Origin of the sequence: Psychrobacter sp. TB15, from assembly GCF_000511655.1 — a bacterium.
Taxonomy (GTDB): domain Bacteria; phylum Pseudomonadota; class Gammaproteobacteria; order Pseudomonadales; family Moraxellaceae; genus Psychrobacter; species Psychrobacter submarinus.
On record NZ_AYXN01000042.1, the window covers coordinates 273,470 to 289,285 of the forward strand.

Here is a 15,816-nt window from a genome sequence, read left to right on the forward strand (position 1 = left end):
ATGTCACGTTTTTTTATTGATCGCCCTATTTTTGCATGGGTGTTGGCCATTTTGGTCATGCTTATCGGGGTAATCTCGGTTGTTAATTTGCCGATTGAGCAGTATCCGCGTATCGCACCGCCCACCGTTTCTGTTAGTGCCACTTATCCTGGTGCAAACGCGCAAACGGTCGAAAACTCTGTGGTGCAGATTATTGAGCAGCGCATGAAGGGCCTTGATGGTCTGATGTATATGTCATCGACGAGCTCCTCAAACGGTAGCGCTTCAGTGACGCTTACCTTTGAGAACGGTACCGACCCTGATACGGCGCAAGTACAAGTACAAAATAAACTGCAAGCGGCGATGAGCTCGTTGCCTGAGGCTGTTCAGCGTCAAGGTGTCAACGTCAATAAGTCCTCCAGCAGCTTCTTAATGGTGCAGGCATTTATTTCTGAAGATGGCAGTATGGATCGTGCTGATATTGCCGATTACATCAACTCAAACGTCGTCGATCAGCTTAGCCGCGTAGAAGGCGTGGGTGAAGTGCAAGTGTTTGGCTCCTCTTATGCCATGCGTATCTGGCTAGATCCTGCGCGATTGCGTAGCTATAACATGATGCCATCTGACGTGGTCAGCGCTGTACGCGCGCAGAACGCACAAGTCTCAGCTGGTCAATTAGGACAGGCGCCAGCCGACACTGATCAGCAGGTTATCAATGCCACCGTCAGTGTACAAAGCTATCTGCAGACTCCAGAAGAGTTTAGAAACATTCTACTAAAGACAGACAGCTCAGGCGCGCAGGTACGTCTCGGTGACGTCGCAGACGTAGAGATTGGTAGTGAAAACTATAGCATCATCTCCTTGTATAACGGTCAAGAAGCGGCAGGTCTAGGTATCTCATTGGCTGCAGGCGCAAACGCGCTAGAGACCCGTGAGGCGGTCGGCGCACGTATGGCCGAGCTAGAAACCAACTTTCCAGCAGGCCTAAGCTCTGTTGTGCCTTATGACACCACGCCGTTTGTGCGTTTGTCTATTGAGCAAGTGGTCAATACGCTTATCGAGGCGATTGTACTCGTCTTTATCGTGATGTTTGTCTTCTTACAGAACTGGCGCGCCACCATCATTCCTACTCTTGCCGTTCCTGTCGTTTTGCTAGGTACTTTTGCTGTACTGTATATCGCAGGCTTTAGTATCAACGTCTTGACGATGTTTGCGATGGTACTCTCCATCGGTCTACTGGTTGATGATGCGATCGTTGTTGTCGAAAACGTCGAGCGAATATTAGAAGAAGACCCTGATATTTCGGTCAAAGATGCCACCGTTCAGTCGATGGGCGAGATCAGTAAGATCGTTATTGGTATTGCGCTGATTTTGTCTGCCGTATTTGTACCGATGGCCTTCTTTGGGGGATCGACAGGTGTTATTTATCGTCAGTTCTCTATCACCTTGATCACGAGCATGGCGCTGTCAGCCATGGTGGCTCTAATCTTCACCCCTGCCCTATGTGTGACCTTGCTAAAACGTGGTAAGAGCCATGAAAAAGGCAGTACTGAACAACAAAAAGGCTTCTTTGGCTGGTTCAACCGCGGCTTCTTTAAACTCAGCCGCTCTTATGAAAACTTCGTCGGCAAAAGTATTCGTTTTAAGTGGTTGTACCTGATCGGCTATGCCGCCATCATCGGTATTATGGCCGTTGTCTTCTTACGTATTCCAGGTTCGTTTTTGCCAGAAGAAGACCAAGGTATTATGTTCACCTTAGTCCAGCTTCCTGCTGGCTCCACGCTAGATGAAACACAAGACGTGCTCGATAAAGTCAGTAATTATTACGACACGCAAGAAGGCGACAATATTGCCTCTGTCTTTACCGTTGCTGGTTTTAGTTTTGCAGGTCAAGGCCAAAACATGGGTCTGGCATTCGTTCGACTGTCAGATTGGGAGGAGCGCTCTGGGGAAGAGAATACCGCACAAGCGGTAGCAGATCGCGCGATGGGTTATTTCTTTACCCAGTTAAATGAAGCGCAAGTTTTTGCTATCGTACCGCCTGCGATTACTGAGCTTGGTAATGCTAGTGGTTTTGATTTGATGATACAAGATGTGGGCAATCTCGGTCATGATGGCCTACTCGAAGCCCGTAATATGCTGCTAGGTATGGCTGCACAAAACGAAAATGTGGCAGGCGTACGTCCTAATGGTCAAGAAGATGCACCGCAGCTCAAAGTCAATATCAATCAAGAACAAGCCGCCGCTTATGGTCTATCTTTAGGCAGTATCAATAGCGTTATCTCGACCGCCTGGGGCTCAAGCTACATCAATGACTTTATCGATCGTGGTCGTATCAAGCGTGTCTATGTTCAAGGTGAAGCCAGTAGCCGTACCAATCCTGATGACATCGGTAAGTGGTATGTGCGCGGTGAAACCGGTAACATGGTCTCTTTCGATGCTTTCTCAAGTAGCGAATGGCAGTCAGGCTCACCGCGTCTGACGCGTTATAACAGCTTACCTTCGATGAATATTCAAGGTAATGCGGCACCTGGTCTTAGTACTGGTGAAGCCATGTCAGCTATGGAGAACATGATCAGTCAGCTCCCTGAAGGTATCGGTTACGAATGGACTGGGCTATCACTTGAAGAACAAAAATCAGGCTCGCAAGCTCCTATGCTTTATGCGCTATCGATTCTAGTCGTATTCTTGTGCTTGGCGGCACTATATGAGAGCTGGTCTATCCCCTTCTCTGTCCTATTGGTTATCCCGCTTGGGGTATTGGGTGCGGTGATATTTACGTGGTTACGCGGTTTTGCTAACGACATCTACTTGCAAGTGGGTCTACTCACCGTCGTTGGTTTGTCCGCCAAAAACGCCATCTTGATTATTGAATTTGCCAAAGAACACCAAGAAGAAGGCTATAGTCTCAGAGAGGCCGTTATGACCGCAGCACGTCAACGTCTGCGTCCAATTATCATGACCTCACTTGCCTTTGGGCTCGGTGTTGTGCCATTATTCTTGGCGAACGGTCCAGGCTCAGGCAGTCAGAATGCTATTGGTACCAGTGTGGTCGGTGGTGTCTTAACCGCTACCTTCCTCGGCATCTTCTTTATTCCGATGTTCTTTATTTGGGTGCGTAGTTTGTTCCCTTATAAAGGCAATGAAGCTCACAATGGTAAAGGGGATGATGATAACCATCCAGGTGGTAACGGCGGCGGTGATAATCCGGTCCCATCTGCCCCTACAGAAGATAAGCAATCATTAACTCCTCCTGCGAGTTATCAGCCTGTAAGCCTTGGAGATAATACACAATGAGTTCTTTATTCTTAACCTCTAACTCAGCCGTAAGAGCGATAAGCTCTAAAGCTTTACTAGCTACTGGTAAATCATCGCGCCTACTTGGCCTCAGCGTGTTAGCTCTGAGTATGGCCGCTTGTAATACTATCCCTAAAGCAGATACAAGCCCCGTTCTCGCCGAACCTAACCTGCCGATTGAGCAAGCTTATGGCGCTTTTGGTGATGAGACTGTCAGCACCTCTGAGCAGCCTAGTATCGCCGGACAGCGTTGGCAGGATTTTTATAGCGATGAGCGTCTTAAAAGGTTAATCGCTTTAGGTCTTAGCAATAATAAAGACTTTGAGAGTGCCCGTTTGGCTATCGAAAAAGCGCGAGCGCAGTATCGTATTACCGATATCAACGACTTGCCAACTATCAATGGTCAAGCAGAATACTCACGCCAAAGCCAATCCTCTCCGCGCGTTGAGACGCCTTTTGGCAGTACTGGCGGTAGACAGACGACAGATAGCTACAGTGTCAATCTCGGTTTGGCAAGCTATGAGCTGGACTTTTGGGGCCGAATCGATAGCCTAAAAGATCAAGCGTTGCAGAGATTTTTGTCAACGACGGCAGCCAAAGACTCTATTCAAATTAGTCTGATTAGTAACATCGCGCAGAGCTACGCGAATCTTAGCTATAGCTTAGCGCAGCTCAAACTCGCCGAGGCAACTGTTGAGAGCCGTGAGCGCTCGTTGTTTATTGCGCAAGAGCGCTTTAAAGCTGGTATTGATCCTAAGCTGCCTTCCTTGCAATCTGCAGCAGCTTTAGAGAGTGCAAGACTTGCGGTACTACGTGCGCAAAGCAGTATTTTGACCTCCAGAAATGCTCTGCAGTTCTTATTAGGAGCGCCGGTACCTACTGAGCTTATCCCAGCACCCGCTGTCAGCAATATCACCAATCACGAGGTGTTTAGTGCCGGTTTGCCAAGCGAGCTGCTACGCTATCGCCCTGATGTATTACAAGCGGAATACGATCTAAAAGCCGCGGGCGCAAATATCGCTGTCGCCCGTGCCGCTTATTTCCCAACGATAAGCTTAGCCAGTAGCGTTGGTGTCCGTAGCGATGGCTTGAGCGACTTGTTCGATAATGATGCAGTCGGCTGGTCATTTGGCCCTAATATCAGCGTACCCATCTTTGATGCTGGGCGTTTGGATGCAAACTACGATGTCGCACAAATCGAGCGCGAACAAACGCTTGCCAGCTATGAGCGCTCAATTCAAACGGCGTTCCGTGAGGTCTCCGATGTGCTCGCTACTCGCGCAACTCTAGGCGAGCAGCTCGCAGCTCAGTACCGCCTGCAAGATAACTTTGATCAGACTTATGAGATTGCTGATGCACGCTTTAAAGCTGGTATCTCAAACTATCTCGATGTCCTTGATGCTCAGCGCTCATTGTTTGACACTCAACAAGGCATTCTAGATTTAGAGCTACAAAAAATCATCAGTCAAATCGAGCTATATCAAGCGCTTGGCGGCGGTGCCAATCTCGATACACCTGTCGCGATTCCGGTTCCGCAATATACTAACTTGGCCCAAGTTGGTACTTTATTAACCAAAGATGCCGAGTCGCAAGCGGCCTATGCTATCGACGCTGCTAGCTCAGCGCGAGTAGCTGCAGCACCAGAAGCCGCCGCTATCAAACAAGCACAGACGCCTGTGAAGGTTGACTTTGAGCCGACTGCGATTGTCGATATCGATAATGACAACGACGCTGATGCAGCGGTTGGGGTATTGACTGAAGAGACACCTACTGAGCAAGTACCAGTGCCACAGATTGTCACTCCATAAAGATGGTTATATAACATTTGGTAACTAGCTAGCGTATTATTTTTATAACAATTAGCTCTACCTTCTTGGTGGGGCTTTTTGTTGTTATGTGCTACCTTTAGTAGTTATATATAGATAGTAGCTATATATAAAAGCTAAAAATTTTAGCTGCATCTGATGCTTTACTTATTTAATGATTACCCCTCAAACTCACTAAAACTAATAATAAGGAAAAAACAATGTCTTATACGTTTAATCGTCAATTCCCCGAGACTCGCCTGCGCCGCTTGCGCTACAACGATAATATCCGTGCTATGATTCGTGAAGTCGAGCTTCACCCCAAACATTTCATAGCCCCAGTATTTGTATTAGAAGGTAGCAATCAGCGCGAGGCCATCGCCAGTATGCCGGGCGTTGAGCGCTTATCGATAGACCTATTGATTAATTATGCCAAAGAGCTTTTAAGCGAGGGCGTGACGACTATCGATATTTTCCCTGTTATTGACAACTCGCTAAAAACTCCTGATGGCAAAGCGGCCTATGATGAGAATGGGCTAAGCGCGCGTGCCGTAGCAGCACTAAAAGACGCAGTGCCTGAGATGGTGGTGATGACCGATGTGGCGCTCGACCCTTATACGTCACACGGTCAAGACGGCTTGCTTGATGACAGTGGTTATGTGGTCAATGATGACACCGTTGAGGTACTCGTCAAGCAAGCACTCGTCCATGCTAGAGCTGGCGCTGATATCATCTCTCCAAGTGATATGATGGATGGCCGTATCAAAGCCATGCGTGATGCCTTTGAAAGCGAAGGTCTTGTCAATACCGCTATCATGGCTTACTCTGCCAAATACGCTTCTGCTTATTATGGGCCGTTCCGTGATGCAGTCGGTAGCGCCGGCAACCTAAAAGGCGGTCATAAAAAACAATACCAGATGGACTTTGGTAACCGCGCTGAAGCTTTGCACGAAGTGGCGATGGACATCAATGAGGGCGCAGATATGGTGATGATTAAGCCTGGTCAGCCCTATCTCGATCTGATCCGTGAAGTCAAAGACACCTTTGGCGTACCGACTTTTGCCTATCAAGTCTCCGGCGAATACGCGATGCACATGGCAGCTATTCAAAACGGCTGGCTGACTGATGCGGTGATCCTAGAATCGCTTATTGGTTTTCGCCGCGCCGGTGCCGATGGTATCTTGACTTACTTTGCACTTGAGGCAGCTCGGCAGTTAAATAATGCTTAATATGGAGTAAAGGTGTTAAGTCCAATAAAACAAAATAGCGCCAATTGATTCCGTTCAGTTGGCGCTTTTTTGTGCACACTCCGTTAGCTATCTGCTCCCAAAAGTCAGCACTTTTGCTTTATAATAGCTCACCTAATTTTGATAGCTTCTGTTAGCTATCAACCCGTTATCTACCGAATTTTATTACTAAAATTTGTGATCCTTGCTATCTCGCGTTCGTAACCTCTGTCCAAAAGGTAATCTATGAGTCAACTCAATCCTCGACAACAAGAAGCCATGCTCTATGTATCAGGGCCGCTACTGGTATTGGCTGGCGCAGGCTCGGGTAAAACTTCAGTGATTACCCGTAAGATTGCTTATCTTATCGAAGAGTGTAATACGCCAGCCGAGCGTATCACGGCGGTAACCTTTACCAACAAAGCGGCGCGCGAGATGAAAGCACGGGTCAGCAAATTACTGCCTAGTGAGAAGACCCGCGGGCTAACGGTCTCAACCTTTCACCAATTTGGCTTGCAGTTTTTGCGTTATGAGCTGATTCATACTCCGCTCAAGGGTAACTTCTCTATCATGGATAGCGATGATAGTAAGCGCCTACTTATGGAGCTGATGATGCGCGATAACTTATCAGGCGCAGAGAGCCGCGAGCTGGTGGGTAAAGCCATTAAGATGATCTCCGATTGGAAAAACGACTTGGTTGAGCCTGAGCAAGCGATGGAGACGCTTGATGATCCTGAAGATATGATTTTCGCCACGCTTTACGCCTTATACGAGCGTAACCTACGCGCTTATAATGCCGTGGATTTTGATGATTTGATCGTGCTGCCAACCAAGATACTGCGTGAAAACCGCGAGCTGCGTGATAAATGGCAAAACCGTATTCGCTATTTATTAGTCGATGAGTATCAAGATACCAATACTGCCCAGTATGAAATGATTAAATACCTAGTGGGGCCGCAGGGACGCTTCACCGTGGTGGGCGACGATGACCAATCGATCTACGCTTGGCGCGGGGCCAAACCTGAAAATATGGCGCTGCTCAAAGAAGACTTTCCAAAACTCAAAATCGTCATGCTTGAGCAAAATTACCGCTCTACCAGTCGTATCCTAACGTCAGCCAACGCGGTCATTACCCATAACGAGCATCTATTCGAGAAAAAACTATGGTCAGATAAAGGTGAAGGCGAAAAAATTCGTATTATTAACTGCCGCAATGACGATGATGAAGCCGAGCGTGTCGCCAAAGAGATCGCCACGCATAAACTGCGTTTTGGTAATGAGTGGGAAGACTACGCGGTGCTGTATCGCAGTAACTTTCAGGCGCGAATGCTAGAGGCGAATCTGCGTCAGCTACAAGTCCCTTATAAATTATCAGGCGGTCAGTCGTTTTTTTCGCGTAGCGAGATCAAAGATATCATGGGCTATCTGCGCTTGATTCTAAATCCCGAAGACGACAGTGCTTTTTTGCGCATCATTAACACGCCAAAACGCGGTATGGGGCCTGCGACCCTTGAGAAATTAGGCCTGTTCTCGCAAGAGCACAGTATCTCGCTACTTGCTTCGTGTACTCATGGCGGCTTGAGTCATGTATTACCGAGTAAGGCTTATGGTACGCTAAAAGAGTTTGGCGACTTTATCGAGCATTATACTCGTGAGCTCGATCAACATCCTGACCCGGTTCCTATCGTCCGGCAGATGATTGATGAGACCGGCTATATTGATTTTGTGCGTAGTGACGCAAAAACCCCGCAGCAAGAAAAAAACCGCATCGATAATATCGAGATGCTTTATACCAGTATTCAGTCCTTGATCAATCGCGCTGAAGACGATGAAGATCGCACTATCGATACTATCATTCGTAAATTAGTACTGCTTGATATGCTCGAGCAGCAGCAAGAAGAAGAGAATACCAATAAAGTTAATCTGATGACGCTGCACGCAGCAAAGGGCCTTGAGTTTAACTACGTCTATATCATGGGTCTTGAGGAAGAGATGCTGCCGCACCGCAACTCAATCCTCAGCGAAACTATTGAGGAAGAGCGGCGCTTGATGTACGTCGGTATCACTCGGGCGCGCCGCGAGCTGACTTTGACTTTGGCCGCTCAGCGCCGTGCCGGTGGGCAGATGCGCGTCACCTCCGAGTCGCGGTTTTTGGATGAGCTGCCAGAAGATCATATCGATTGGCCCGCTAAGGCGAAAAAGAAAAAAGCCACCAAAGATCCCGCCGCTGTCGCTGATGAGTATCTAGCCAATATTCGAGCACTACTGGGTAATCGTTAGCAGTGCATTAGCCTTACTACTGTCTTTAACCTGTCATCACTTTTGGAACTGTTATGTCTGCACCTACGCCTAATTCTGAACGCGCCACCACCCTACCGGCAGACTATAATCCGTTAGAATATAGTGCAGAATATAAGCTGCTGTACCTGCAAGAGTTAGTCGCAAAAGAAGCTTCCAAAGAGATTGTTGAATTCCTCGCTAAGCAATCAGAGTACGAGATTGCTAACTTGCTAGAGTCCTTCCCTATCCAAGATCGGCACCTGATTTGGGCGCAGGTGCCAGAGGAGCTCAAAGGCGAAGTTCTCGCTGAGCTTGAAGATGAGACGCGCCAGCCTTTACTTGAAAACGTCTCCTCCAAAGAAATCTCCTTATTCACTCAAGATCTCGATGCGCAAGATATCTCCGAGATTTTGGAGACTGTGACTGATACCGTACGCTCATCAGTCATGGCGACCTTAGATGAAGACGTTCGCGTTCAGGTCAATAAGCTGGATACTTATGCTGACTGGGAAGTGGGCAGCTATATGGATCCTGATATCATTCAGGTACATGACGATGTTAGCTTGGCTGACGTACAAGGCTGGCTACGAGACAACATAGATCTGCTTGATGATCAAAGCCAAGAGCTATTGGTCGTCGATCAAAGCCAGCAGCTCTTGGGCCTACTTAGCTTAGTTGACTTAATTAAACACGATCAGCAGGCTTTAGTCGCTGACTTTATCGATAACGCCATTACTATCAATGATAGATTAGATATCACTGATGCCGCCGCTATTTTTCGCTCAGAAGATATCCGCTTTGCGCCTGTGATTAACGACTTTGGTGAGCTGGTCGGTCAGCTCAATGCCGAAGACATCATGGAGATTATTCAAGATGATGTCGATAGCACTATGCGTAATCTAGCAGGTGTTAGCCAAGACGATGAGCTGTTTGCGCCTATCCTAGATAGTGCAAAAAGCCGTAGTATTTGGCTCGGTATTAATTTGGTTACCGCGCTGCTAGCGGCTGCGGTCATCGGTCAGTTTGAGGAAGTACTCGCACAAGTAGTCGCTTTAGCTATTTTGATGCCAGTGGTTGCTAGCATGGGTGGTATCGCCGGCTCGCAGACTTTGACGGTGGTGATTCGCGGTATGGCGATGGGTCAAATCGGGGGTTCTAATCGGGTTTGGCTGCTTAATAAAGAGCTGTGGGTCGGCGCGATAAACGGTATTATCTGGGCCATTATTATGGCAGGTATTGCGCAGTTGTGGTTTCAAGATGGTAAGATCAGCGCGGTAATTGGCTGCGCTATCGCTATCAATATGACTGCGGCTAATGTCTCGGGCATCAGTATTCCGCTGCTACTCAAACGCATGAATATCGACCCTGCCCTCTCCGCTTCGGTTATTTTGACGACGGTCACTGATATCGTCGGCTTTATGTCGTTTTTGGGGCTCGCAAGTCTCTTGATACTTTAGCGCCCTTTTCGCTTCGTGTTCGCTTAGATGTAGTCATCAATGGCATCAGCGAACTGCTAACCTTGATAAAGGACTCAAACATAATCTTAAAACAGCCATTTTAATTCATAAAAGTATTAGGACAAATGATGCAAACTGTACAAGTGAAAGTATTAAACTCAAAAGTAATCGACGACCCAGCCTTTTCGCTACCTACGCGCGCCACTGACGGCTCAGCAGGTATTGATCTGCGCGCTTGTATTGACGAGCCTTTAACGATCAAGGCGGGCGAGACGCATCTAGTAGGTACCGGCTTGGCAGTCTATATTGCTGATTCTAATTTTGCTGGGATGATTTTACCGCGCTCAGGTCTTGGTCATAAGCATGGTATTGTGCTTGGTAATTTAGTAGGATTGATAGATGCAGATTACCAAGGCGAGCTGATGGTCAGCGTGTGGAACCGTAGCGCTGATGATTTTGTGCTTAATCCAGCGGAGCGGATGGCGCAGTATATTGTAGTTCCAGTCGCGCGCCCAGAGTTCGATATCGTCACCCAATTTAGTGATCAAAGCGCGCGCGGCGTCGGCGGCTTTGGTCATTCGGGTCGTCAGTGATAGTCAGTTTTTTTAAGAAGTAATATTAATACACGTATAATAAGCGACATAATAAGGCCACGGGAACAAAAAGATGCAGAACAAATCGCCTTTTGCTGCCCAAAAAGCCTTATTTCGTGCTTATGATATTCGCGGCGCGCGGCGCTATTTTACGCAAGACTTTGTGCAGGCGTTAGCGCAAGCTTTTGCGCAGCTCTATACTACTCAGCGTCATAATCCCAAAGATTATATTCAAGGTCAGACGCAGTCTAGCCCTACCGTGGTCGTTGGCTATGACGTGCGCCACGGTAGCGACTGTATAGCGCAAACGATAGCTGATATTCTACAAGCCAGCGGCCTAAAGGTTATTCATCTAGGCTTAGTCACTACCCCTATGGCGGCGTTTTGGGCGCAGCAATATGATGGTCATAGCATCATGGTCACCGCCAGTCATTCTGCAAAAGACACTTTGGGGATTAAGTGGCTGGTCCATAACGCCTCGCCTAGTCACGCCCAGATTCAAGCCCTCTATCAGCAAGTCGCTAACAGTCAGCTCAGTGCTATGGCTGATAACACTCATAAAGATAAAGTATCAACCAGTCCCTGCTTGCCCGCCGATACCATCGCAAGCATTTATATCGAAGCGATAGCGCAAGTGATACACGCTATTCATCCGGCTGATAAACGCGTCTCGGACCATAATCGTAACAAAGATAGCTTCTTACGGCATACCGTCTCTCAACCGGCTTTGAACCTAGACAAAAAGCTAGACTTGACTCTGGTTATTGACTGTCTCAGCGGCGCGACCAGTAATATCGCCAAGCCTTTGTTTGAGCGCTTTTGTCAGCGCGTCATTATGCTCAATGACTGTCCTGATGGCAGTTTTCCTACAGGTAATCCTGATCCGACAGAGCCTAACCGGCTTGCAGAGTTACAGCAAACGGTCATCGTTAATCGAGCCGATATGGGCTTAGCTTTCGATGGTGATGGCGATAGACTCATGATTGTCGATAATAGCGGCAAAGTCGTCACCCCTGATCATTTATTGTACTTATTAGCGCAAGTGGCCATTACTGAGCGACATTCAAAATTAGATACAACTGCTAACGATGAAACTAGCGACCACACTGCTACGGCGCCGCCCGTATTATTCGATGTCAAATGCTCTCATCATTTAGCAAAATTGCTCGCCGCTCTTGGTGCTAAGCCCGTTATGACTCAAACGGGCAGTAGCCTATTACGTCAACACTTACAAACTGATCACAAGCAAGCTATCTTTGCCGGTGAGTTATCGGGTCACTTTATCTTTAACGATGGCTATTTTATCGTTTATGATGATGCGATGTACGCCGGACTGCGCTTATTATACTGGCTAGCGTTTACCGCTGTCCCTACTATCGCGCAAACAGAAAAAGTCATGCTGACCACTGACTTGTGGGGCGAACTGCGTTCAGTATTACCGCCTTATGCTTTGACAGATATCACAAGGAGCCTACCTACTTTAGTCAGCACCGCTGATCACTATCTACCCTTACCTGCCAAGCAAGTTTGTCAGGCTTCCTTATTAGAGCATCTAACAGTTTGTTGCTGCTACTTACAAGATTTAGCGAGTGGGCACGGTACTAATACGGATAACACTAAGCTAAGCCCTGTAGATTTATTTAAAAACTTAACACTTTGCAGTTGTTTTAATAATAGCGCTAATACTCGTACTGAAACCCATCTTGCTGTTCATAATGTTTGCAATATCAGCATAGAGCAAGCGAAGCAGCTGATGCCATTAGATACGCAGATATCCCTGATAGACGGCGTACGCTTAGACTTTGCGAATGGTTTTGGTGTGCTGCGTGAGTCTAATACCAGTCATAGCCTTACCGTACGTTTCGCTGGCGATAGCATGAAGGATCTGCAAGCAGTACAAGCGCGATTCGTCGCTTTATGCGAGCTATTTGATACCCACTTAGCTCAGCAAATTGCAGCTATCGAGCCGGAATGATACCGTGCAGCTAAGCAATTTAATTTATACTACAAGCTGCGCAGTATTTAGTATCATTGCTATCTGATAATTGCTGCTTAATAGTTATTGTTTAATAGCTATTGTTTAATAATTACTGTTCAATGATTTTATGCCAGTCTCTGGAGATTGCCGCCTTTTTTTATATTGCGCTGACGTTTTGATTCGACCTGTTTTAAACTGGTTTTTTTAAACTGATATCTTGAGCTACCTTTTAGGAGTCCCTCATGTCCCTTAATTTTAATGACGCCAAAACCACCGCAGAGGTTTTGACCACCGCACTGCCTTACATTCAACGTTTTGTCGATAAGATCATCGTCGTCAAATACGGCGGTAATGCCATGACCGATCCTGAGCTTGAGAGCTCTTTTGCTCGTGACATTGTGCTGCTAAAGACAGTTGGGCTACATCCCGTGGTCGTACACGGCGGCGGCCCGCAAGTCGATACCTTACTCAAAGAGCTCGGACGCAAATCAGAGCGTATTGATGGTATGCGTGTCACGGACAAAAGCACCATGGATATCGTCGAGATGGTGCTTGGCGGCGGCGTTAATAAGTCGATCGTCAGCCTCATTAATAAACACGGGGGCCGCGCGATTGGCCTGACCGGTAAAGACGCCAACCTGATTCATGCCAAAAAAATGCTCATGCAAAAGGTCGATGATGATGGTGTTGAGACGCCTATCGATTTGGGTTATGTTGGTGATGTAGTCAGCGTCAATAAAAACGTCATTAATATGCTCATCTCCTCCAACTTTATTCCCGTTATCGCGCCGCTTGGTGTCGATGACAATGGCGATACTTATAACATCAATGCTGACCTGGTCGCAGGTAAAGTAGCTGAATTTTTGCAAGCGGAAAAGCTAATGCTACTTACCAATATCAAAGGCGTATTAGGCCGTGATGGTAAAGTAGTCACTGGCCTGACGCCCAAAAAAGTAGATGCCATGATAGAGGATGGCACCATCTCAGGCGGCATGATTCCGAAGATCGGCTGCGCTTTAGATGCGGTGCGCAGCGGCGTCAAAAGCGCGGTTATCGTTGATGGCCGTGTACCGCATGCGACGCTTCTCGAGATTTTCACTAATGAAGGCGTCGGTACACTGATTAGCCGTGAAGTCGACTCGGCCATGAGCTAGTTTTAGTAATAAATGGGAGCGCGGTTATGTCATTAGGGCTATGGTGTGTGCTTTTTATCATTCAGCGCCGTAAAACCACGTCCTTCTAGGGCGTGGATATCAGGCGTCAGTCATTGTCGCCCAGTATGGCGAACCCCTTGATAACCAAATACATTGAGATCATAATTATCCCATGAAAACGCTCAAGCTACGCATCAAAGACAAACATGCCACTCAGCTTAATATCTTGGCTGGGTCAGTTAACTTTGTCTGGAATTACGTCAATGAGCTTAGTTTTAAACATTTACAGCGCACAGGCAAATTCTTTTCAGCCTATGACTTGGCTGTTTACACCAAAGGGGCGGGTGAATACCTAAATCTACACAGTCAAACCTTGCAAGCGATTAGTGAGATTCACGCTAAATCCCGTAAACAGTTTAAAAAAGCCAAACTCAACTGGCGCACCAACAACCCAAAGGCCAAGAGAAGAAGCTTGGGCTGGATTCCGTTTAAAAAGACCGCCATTAAGCATATCAGTACGCGCCAAAGCGGTAAAAAGTCTTTAAAAAGCACCCTGCAATTTAGCTTAGCTAACCGTCAAAAGCTCACAATAGACCTATGGGATAGCTATAACCTCTCGCTCTACAACATCAACACTTGCGAATTGGTACAAGACAATCGTGGTCACTGGTATGCCTGTGTCACCGTTAAAGAATTTCCAAAGACTAAGTGCGGCACTGGCCAAGTTGGTATTGATCTAGGCTGTAAGGATTCAGCGGTCAGTAGTGAGGGTGATCAGCTACAAATCAAAGTCACCCATCAATACGCAGAAAAACTGGCCATTGCTCAACGCGCTAAAAACAAAAAGCGGGTCAAAGCCATTCACGCCAAGATTAAAAATACCCGCCAGGATTTAATTCATAAATTCACATCAAATCTTGTCAAAGCCAACAGCCTAATCGTTGTTGGTCAAATAAAATCAACATCATTCACTTCATCCAAACTGGCCAAATCCGTCTATGACGCGGGTTGGTTTGAGATTAAGCGGCAACTGGATTACAAATGCGCGAACGCAGGTTGCCACTATCTTGAAGTCAATGAAGCGTACAGCACCCAAACCTGCTCGTGTTGCGGCTCTCGCCAAGACAGTCCGAAAGGTAGATAAGGGCTTGGTATAAGAGAGTGGTTTTGTCGTTCTTGTAAAACGACCCATAATAGAGATGTTAATGGAGCAAAAAACATTCTCGCGGTCGGGCTTGGCCGTCTTTAGTAGCAATTCCCTCCGTTTAGGGAGGGAGGAAGTCAATTTGGAGAGTATCTACTGCTGGTGGATCATAGGTTATGGCGGCGCCAAATGGATCGAGGGCTGGAAGTCGTTTTTTATGATTGAGTGGTTTGCCCTTGATTGGACTGCAGAGCAAATCAGACTTTATGTCCTCATCATTTGGCTGTTTAGCGTGATTTGGTTTATCGTAGGGGTAATAAAACCTGAGCTTAGATTTTACTGATTTTTTTAAGGTCAGGTTTTATTGTAGTCTCGTGCTACTGCGACAGTATTTATAGTGTCTACAGTGAGCGGTGAGCGCTTTAAGCAAAGGCTTTGTCAAACTCATCCGCATCAAAACCGCAAAGTAGAATGGGCTGCTCATTATGCACCCCTTCTATAATTGGGCGCTTAATCATACTGGTATTTTCCAGCAATAAACCGATAGCTGTGTTGACATCAGCGTCTGCGGCCTGCTTTTGCTCATCGCTTAGCTTACGCCATGTAGTACCGCGTTTGTTTAGCACTTTATCAATGCCCAAATCCGCGACCCAGCGCTGGACTGAAGCTTTATCAATACCTTGCTTTTTATAGTCATGAAAGTCATAACTGACATCCAGCTCATCGAGCTTGGTAAATGCTTTTTTCATGGTGCTGCATGATTTGATACCATAGATAGTGATTGTCATCGTTATTCCTTATATTATTCTTGCTTGAAAATTAAAACTTTGGTCTTTCAATACTGCGCTATTATTACCCTAGCCCATCGCATTTTTCCCCAATTTGCGCTATTCTAGCGTATCT

The 15,816-nt window shown here is 46.9% G+C and carries 10 protein-coding genes and 1 pseudogene; 10 read left to right on the forward strand and 1 reads right to left on the reverse strand.

The window, feature by feature from the left end; translation table 11 throughout:
* The 10 genes and pseudogenes from W234_RS0112740 (at position 1) to W234_RS0112785 (ending at position 15,256) form a co-directional block, all read left to right on the forward strand.
* A complete protein-coding gene (locus W234_RS0112740; RefSeq protein WP_025647217.1) occupies positions 1–3,276 on the forward strand; it encodes an efflux RND transporter permease subunit in 3,276 nt (1,091 codons plus the stop codon).
* Entirely contained in the window at positions 3,273–5,084 is a 1,812-nt protein-coding gene (locus W234_RS14095; protein ID WP_025647218.1) for an efflux transporter outer membrane subunit, read from the forward strand. The genes W234_RS0112740 and W234_RS14095 overlap by 4 nt, the downstream gene beginning before the upstream one ends.
* A gap of 218 nt (positions 5,085–5,302) precedes the next feature.
* On the forward strand, positions 5,303–6,310 hold the full coding sequence (gene hemB, locus W234_RS0112750; protein ID WP_025647219.1) for a porphobilinogen synthase: 1,008 nt from the start codon (positions 5,303–5,305) through the stop codon (positions 6,308–6,310).
* Positions 6,311–6,553: 243 nt separating this feature from the next.
* On the forward strand, positions 6,554–8,587 hold the full coding sequence (locus W234_RS0112755; protein WP_025647220.1) for a UvrD-helicase domain-containing protein: 2,034 nt from the start codon (positions 6,554–6,556) through the stop codon (positions 8,585–8,587).
* Between the two features lie 53 nt (positions 8,588–8,640).
* On the forward strand, positions 8,641–10,044 hold the full coding sequence (locus W234_RS0112760; protein WP_025647221.1) for a magnesium transporter: 1,404 nt from the start codon (positions 8,641–8,643) through the stop codon (positions 10,042–10,044).
* Positions 10,045–10,172: 128 nt separating this feature from the next.
* Entirely contained in the window at positions 10,173–10,637 is a 465-nt protein-coding gene (dut, locus tag W234_RS0112765) for a dUTP diphosphatase (RefSeq protein ID WP_025647222.1), read from the forward strand.
* A 73-nt stretch (positions 10,638–10,710) separates the two neighbouring features.
* A complete protein-coding gene (locus tag W234_RS0112770; protein ID WP_025647223.1) occupies positions 10,711–12,612 on the forward strand; it encodes a hypothetical protein in 1,902 nt (633 codons plus the stop codon).
* A gap of 245 nt (positions 12,613–12,857) precedes the next feature.
* Positions 12,858–13,769 (forward strand): acetylglutamate kinase, encoded by a 912-nt coding sequence (gene argB / locus W234_RS0112775; protein WP_025647224.1) that lies wholly within the window; start codon positions 12,858–12,860, stop codon positions 13,767–13,769.
* Positions 13,770–13,941: 172 nt separating this feature from the next.
* Positions 13,942–15,038, forward strand: a pseudogene (locus W234_RS14100) (RNA-guided endonuclease InsQ/TnpB family protein).
* 17 nt (positions 15,039–15,055) lie between these two features.
* A complete protein-coding gene (locus W234_RS0112785) occupies positions 15,056–15,256 on the forward strand; it encodes a hypothetical protein (protein WP_025647225.1) in 201 nt (66 codons plus the stop codon).
* A 79-nt stretch (positions 15,257–15,335) separates the two neighbouring features.
* On the opposite strand, the gene W234_RS0112790 is transcribed toward W234_RS0112785, so the two are convergent.
* Positions 15,336–15,701: an arsenate reductase gene (locus tag W234_RS0112790; RefSeq protein WP_025647226.1), complete on the reverse strand. Its 366-nt coding sequence runs from the start codon at positions 15,699–15,701 to the stop codon at positions 15,336–15,338.
* Positions 15,702–15,816: the final 115 nt, after the last annotated feature.

What these genes read in the sequence shown, in the direction of transcription:
- W234_RS0112790 (WP_025647226.1), bottom strand. Translation starts at nt 15,701, where the DNA reads ATGACAATCACTATCTATGGTATCAAATCATGCAGCACCATGAAAAAA.
- dut (WP_025647222.1), top strand. Translation starts at nt 10,173, where the DNA reads ATGCAAACTGTACAAGTGAAAGTATTAAACTCAAAAGTAATCGACGAC.
- argB (WP_025647224.1), top strand. Translation starts at nt 12,858, where the DNA reads ATGTCCCTTAATTTTAATGACGCCAAAACCACCGCAGAGGTTTTGACC.
- hemB (WP_025647219.1), top strand. Translation starts at nt 5,303, where the DNA reads ATGTCTTATACGTTTAATCGTCAATTCCCCGAGACTCGCCTGCGCCGC.
- W234_RS0112740 (WP_025647217.1), top strand. Translation starts at nt 1, where the DNA reads ATGTCACGTTTTTTTATTGATCGCCCTATTTTTGCATGGGTGTTGGCC.
- W234_RS14095 (WP_025647218.1), top strand. Translation starts at nt 3,273, where the DNA reads ATGAGTTCTTTATTCTTAACCTCTAACTCAGCCGTAAGAGCGATAAGC.
- W234_RS0112770 (WP_025647223.1), top strand. Translation starts at nt 10,711, where the DNA reads ATGCAGAACAAATCGCCTTTTGCTGCCCAAAAAGCCTTATTTCGTGCT.
- W234_RS0112760 (WP_025647221.1), top strand. Translation starts at nt 8,641, where the DNA reads ATGTCTGCACCTACGCCTAATTCTGAACGCGCCACCACCCTACCGGCA.
- W234_RS0112755 (WP_025647220.1), top strand. Translation starts at nt 6,554, where the DNA reads ATGAGTCAACTCAATCCTCGACAACAAGAAGCCATGCTCTATGTATCA.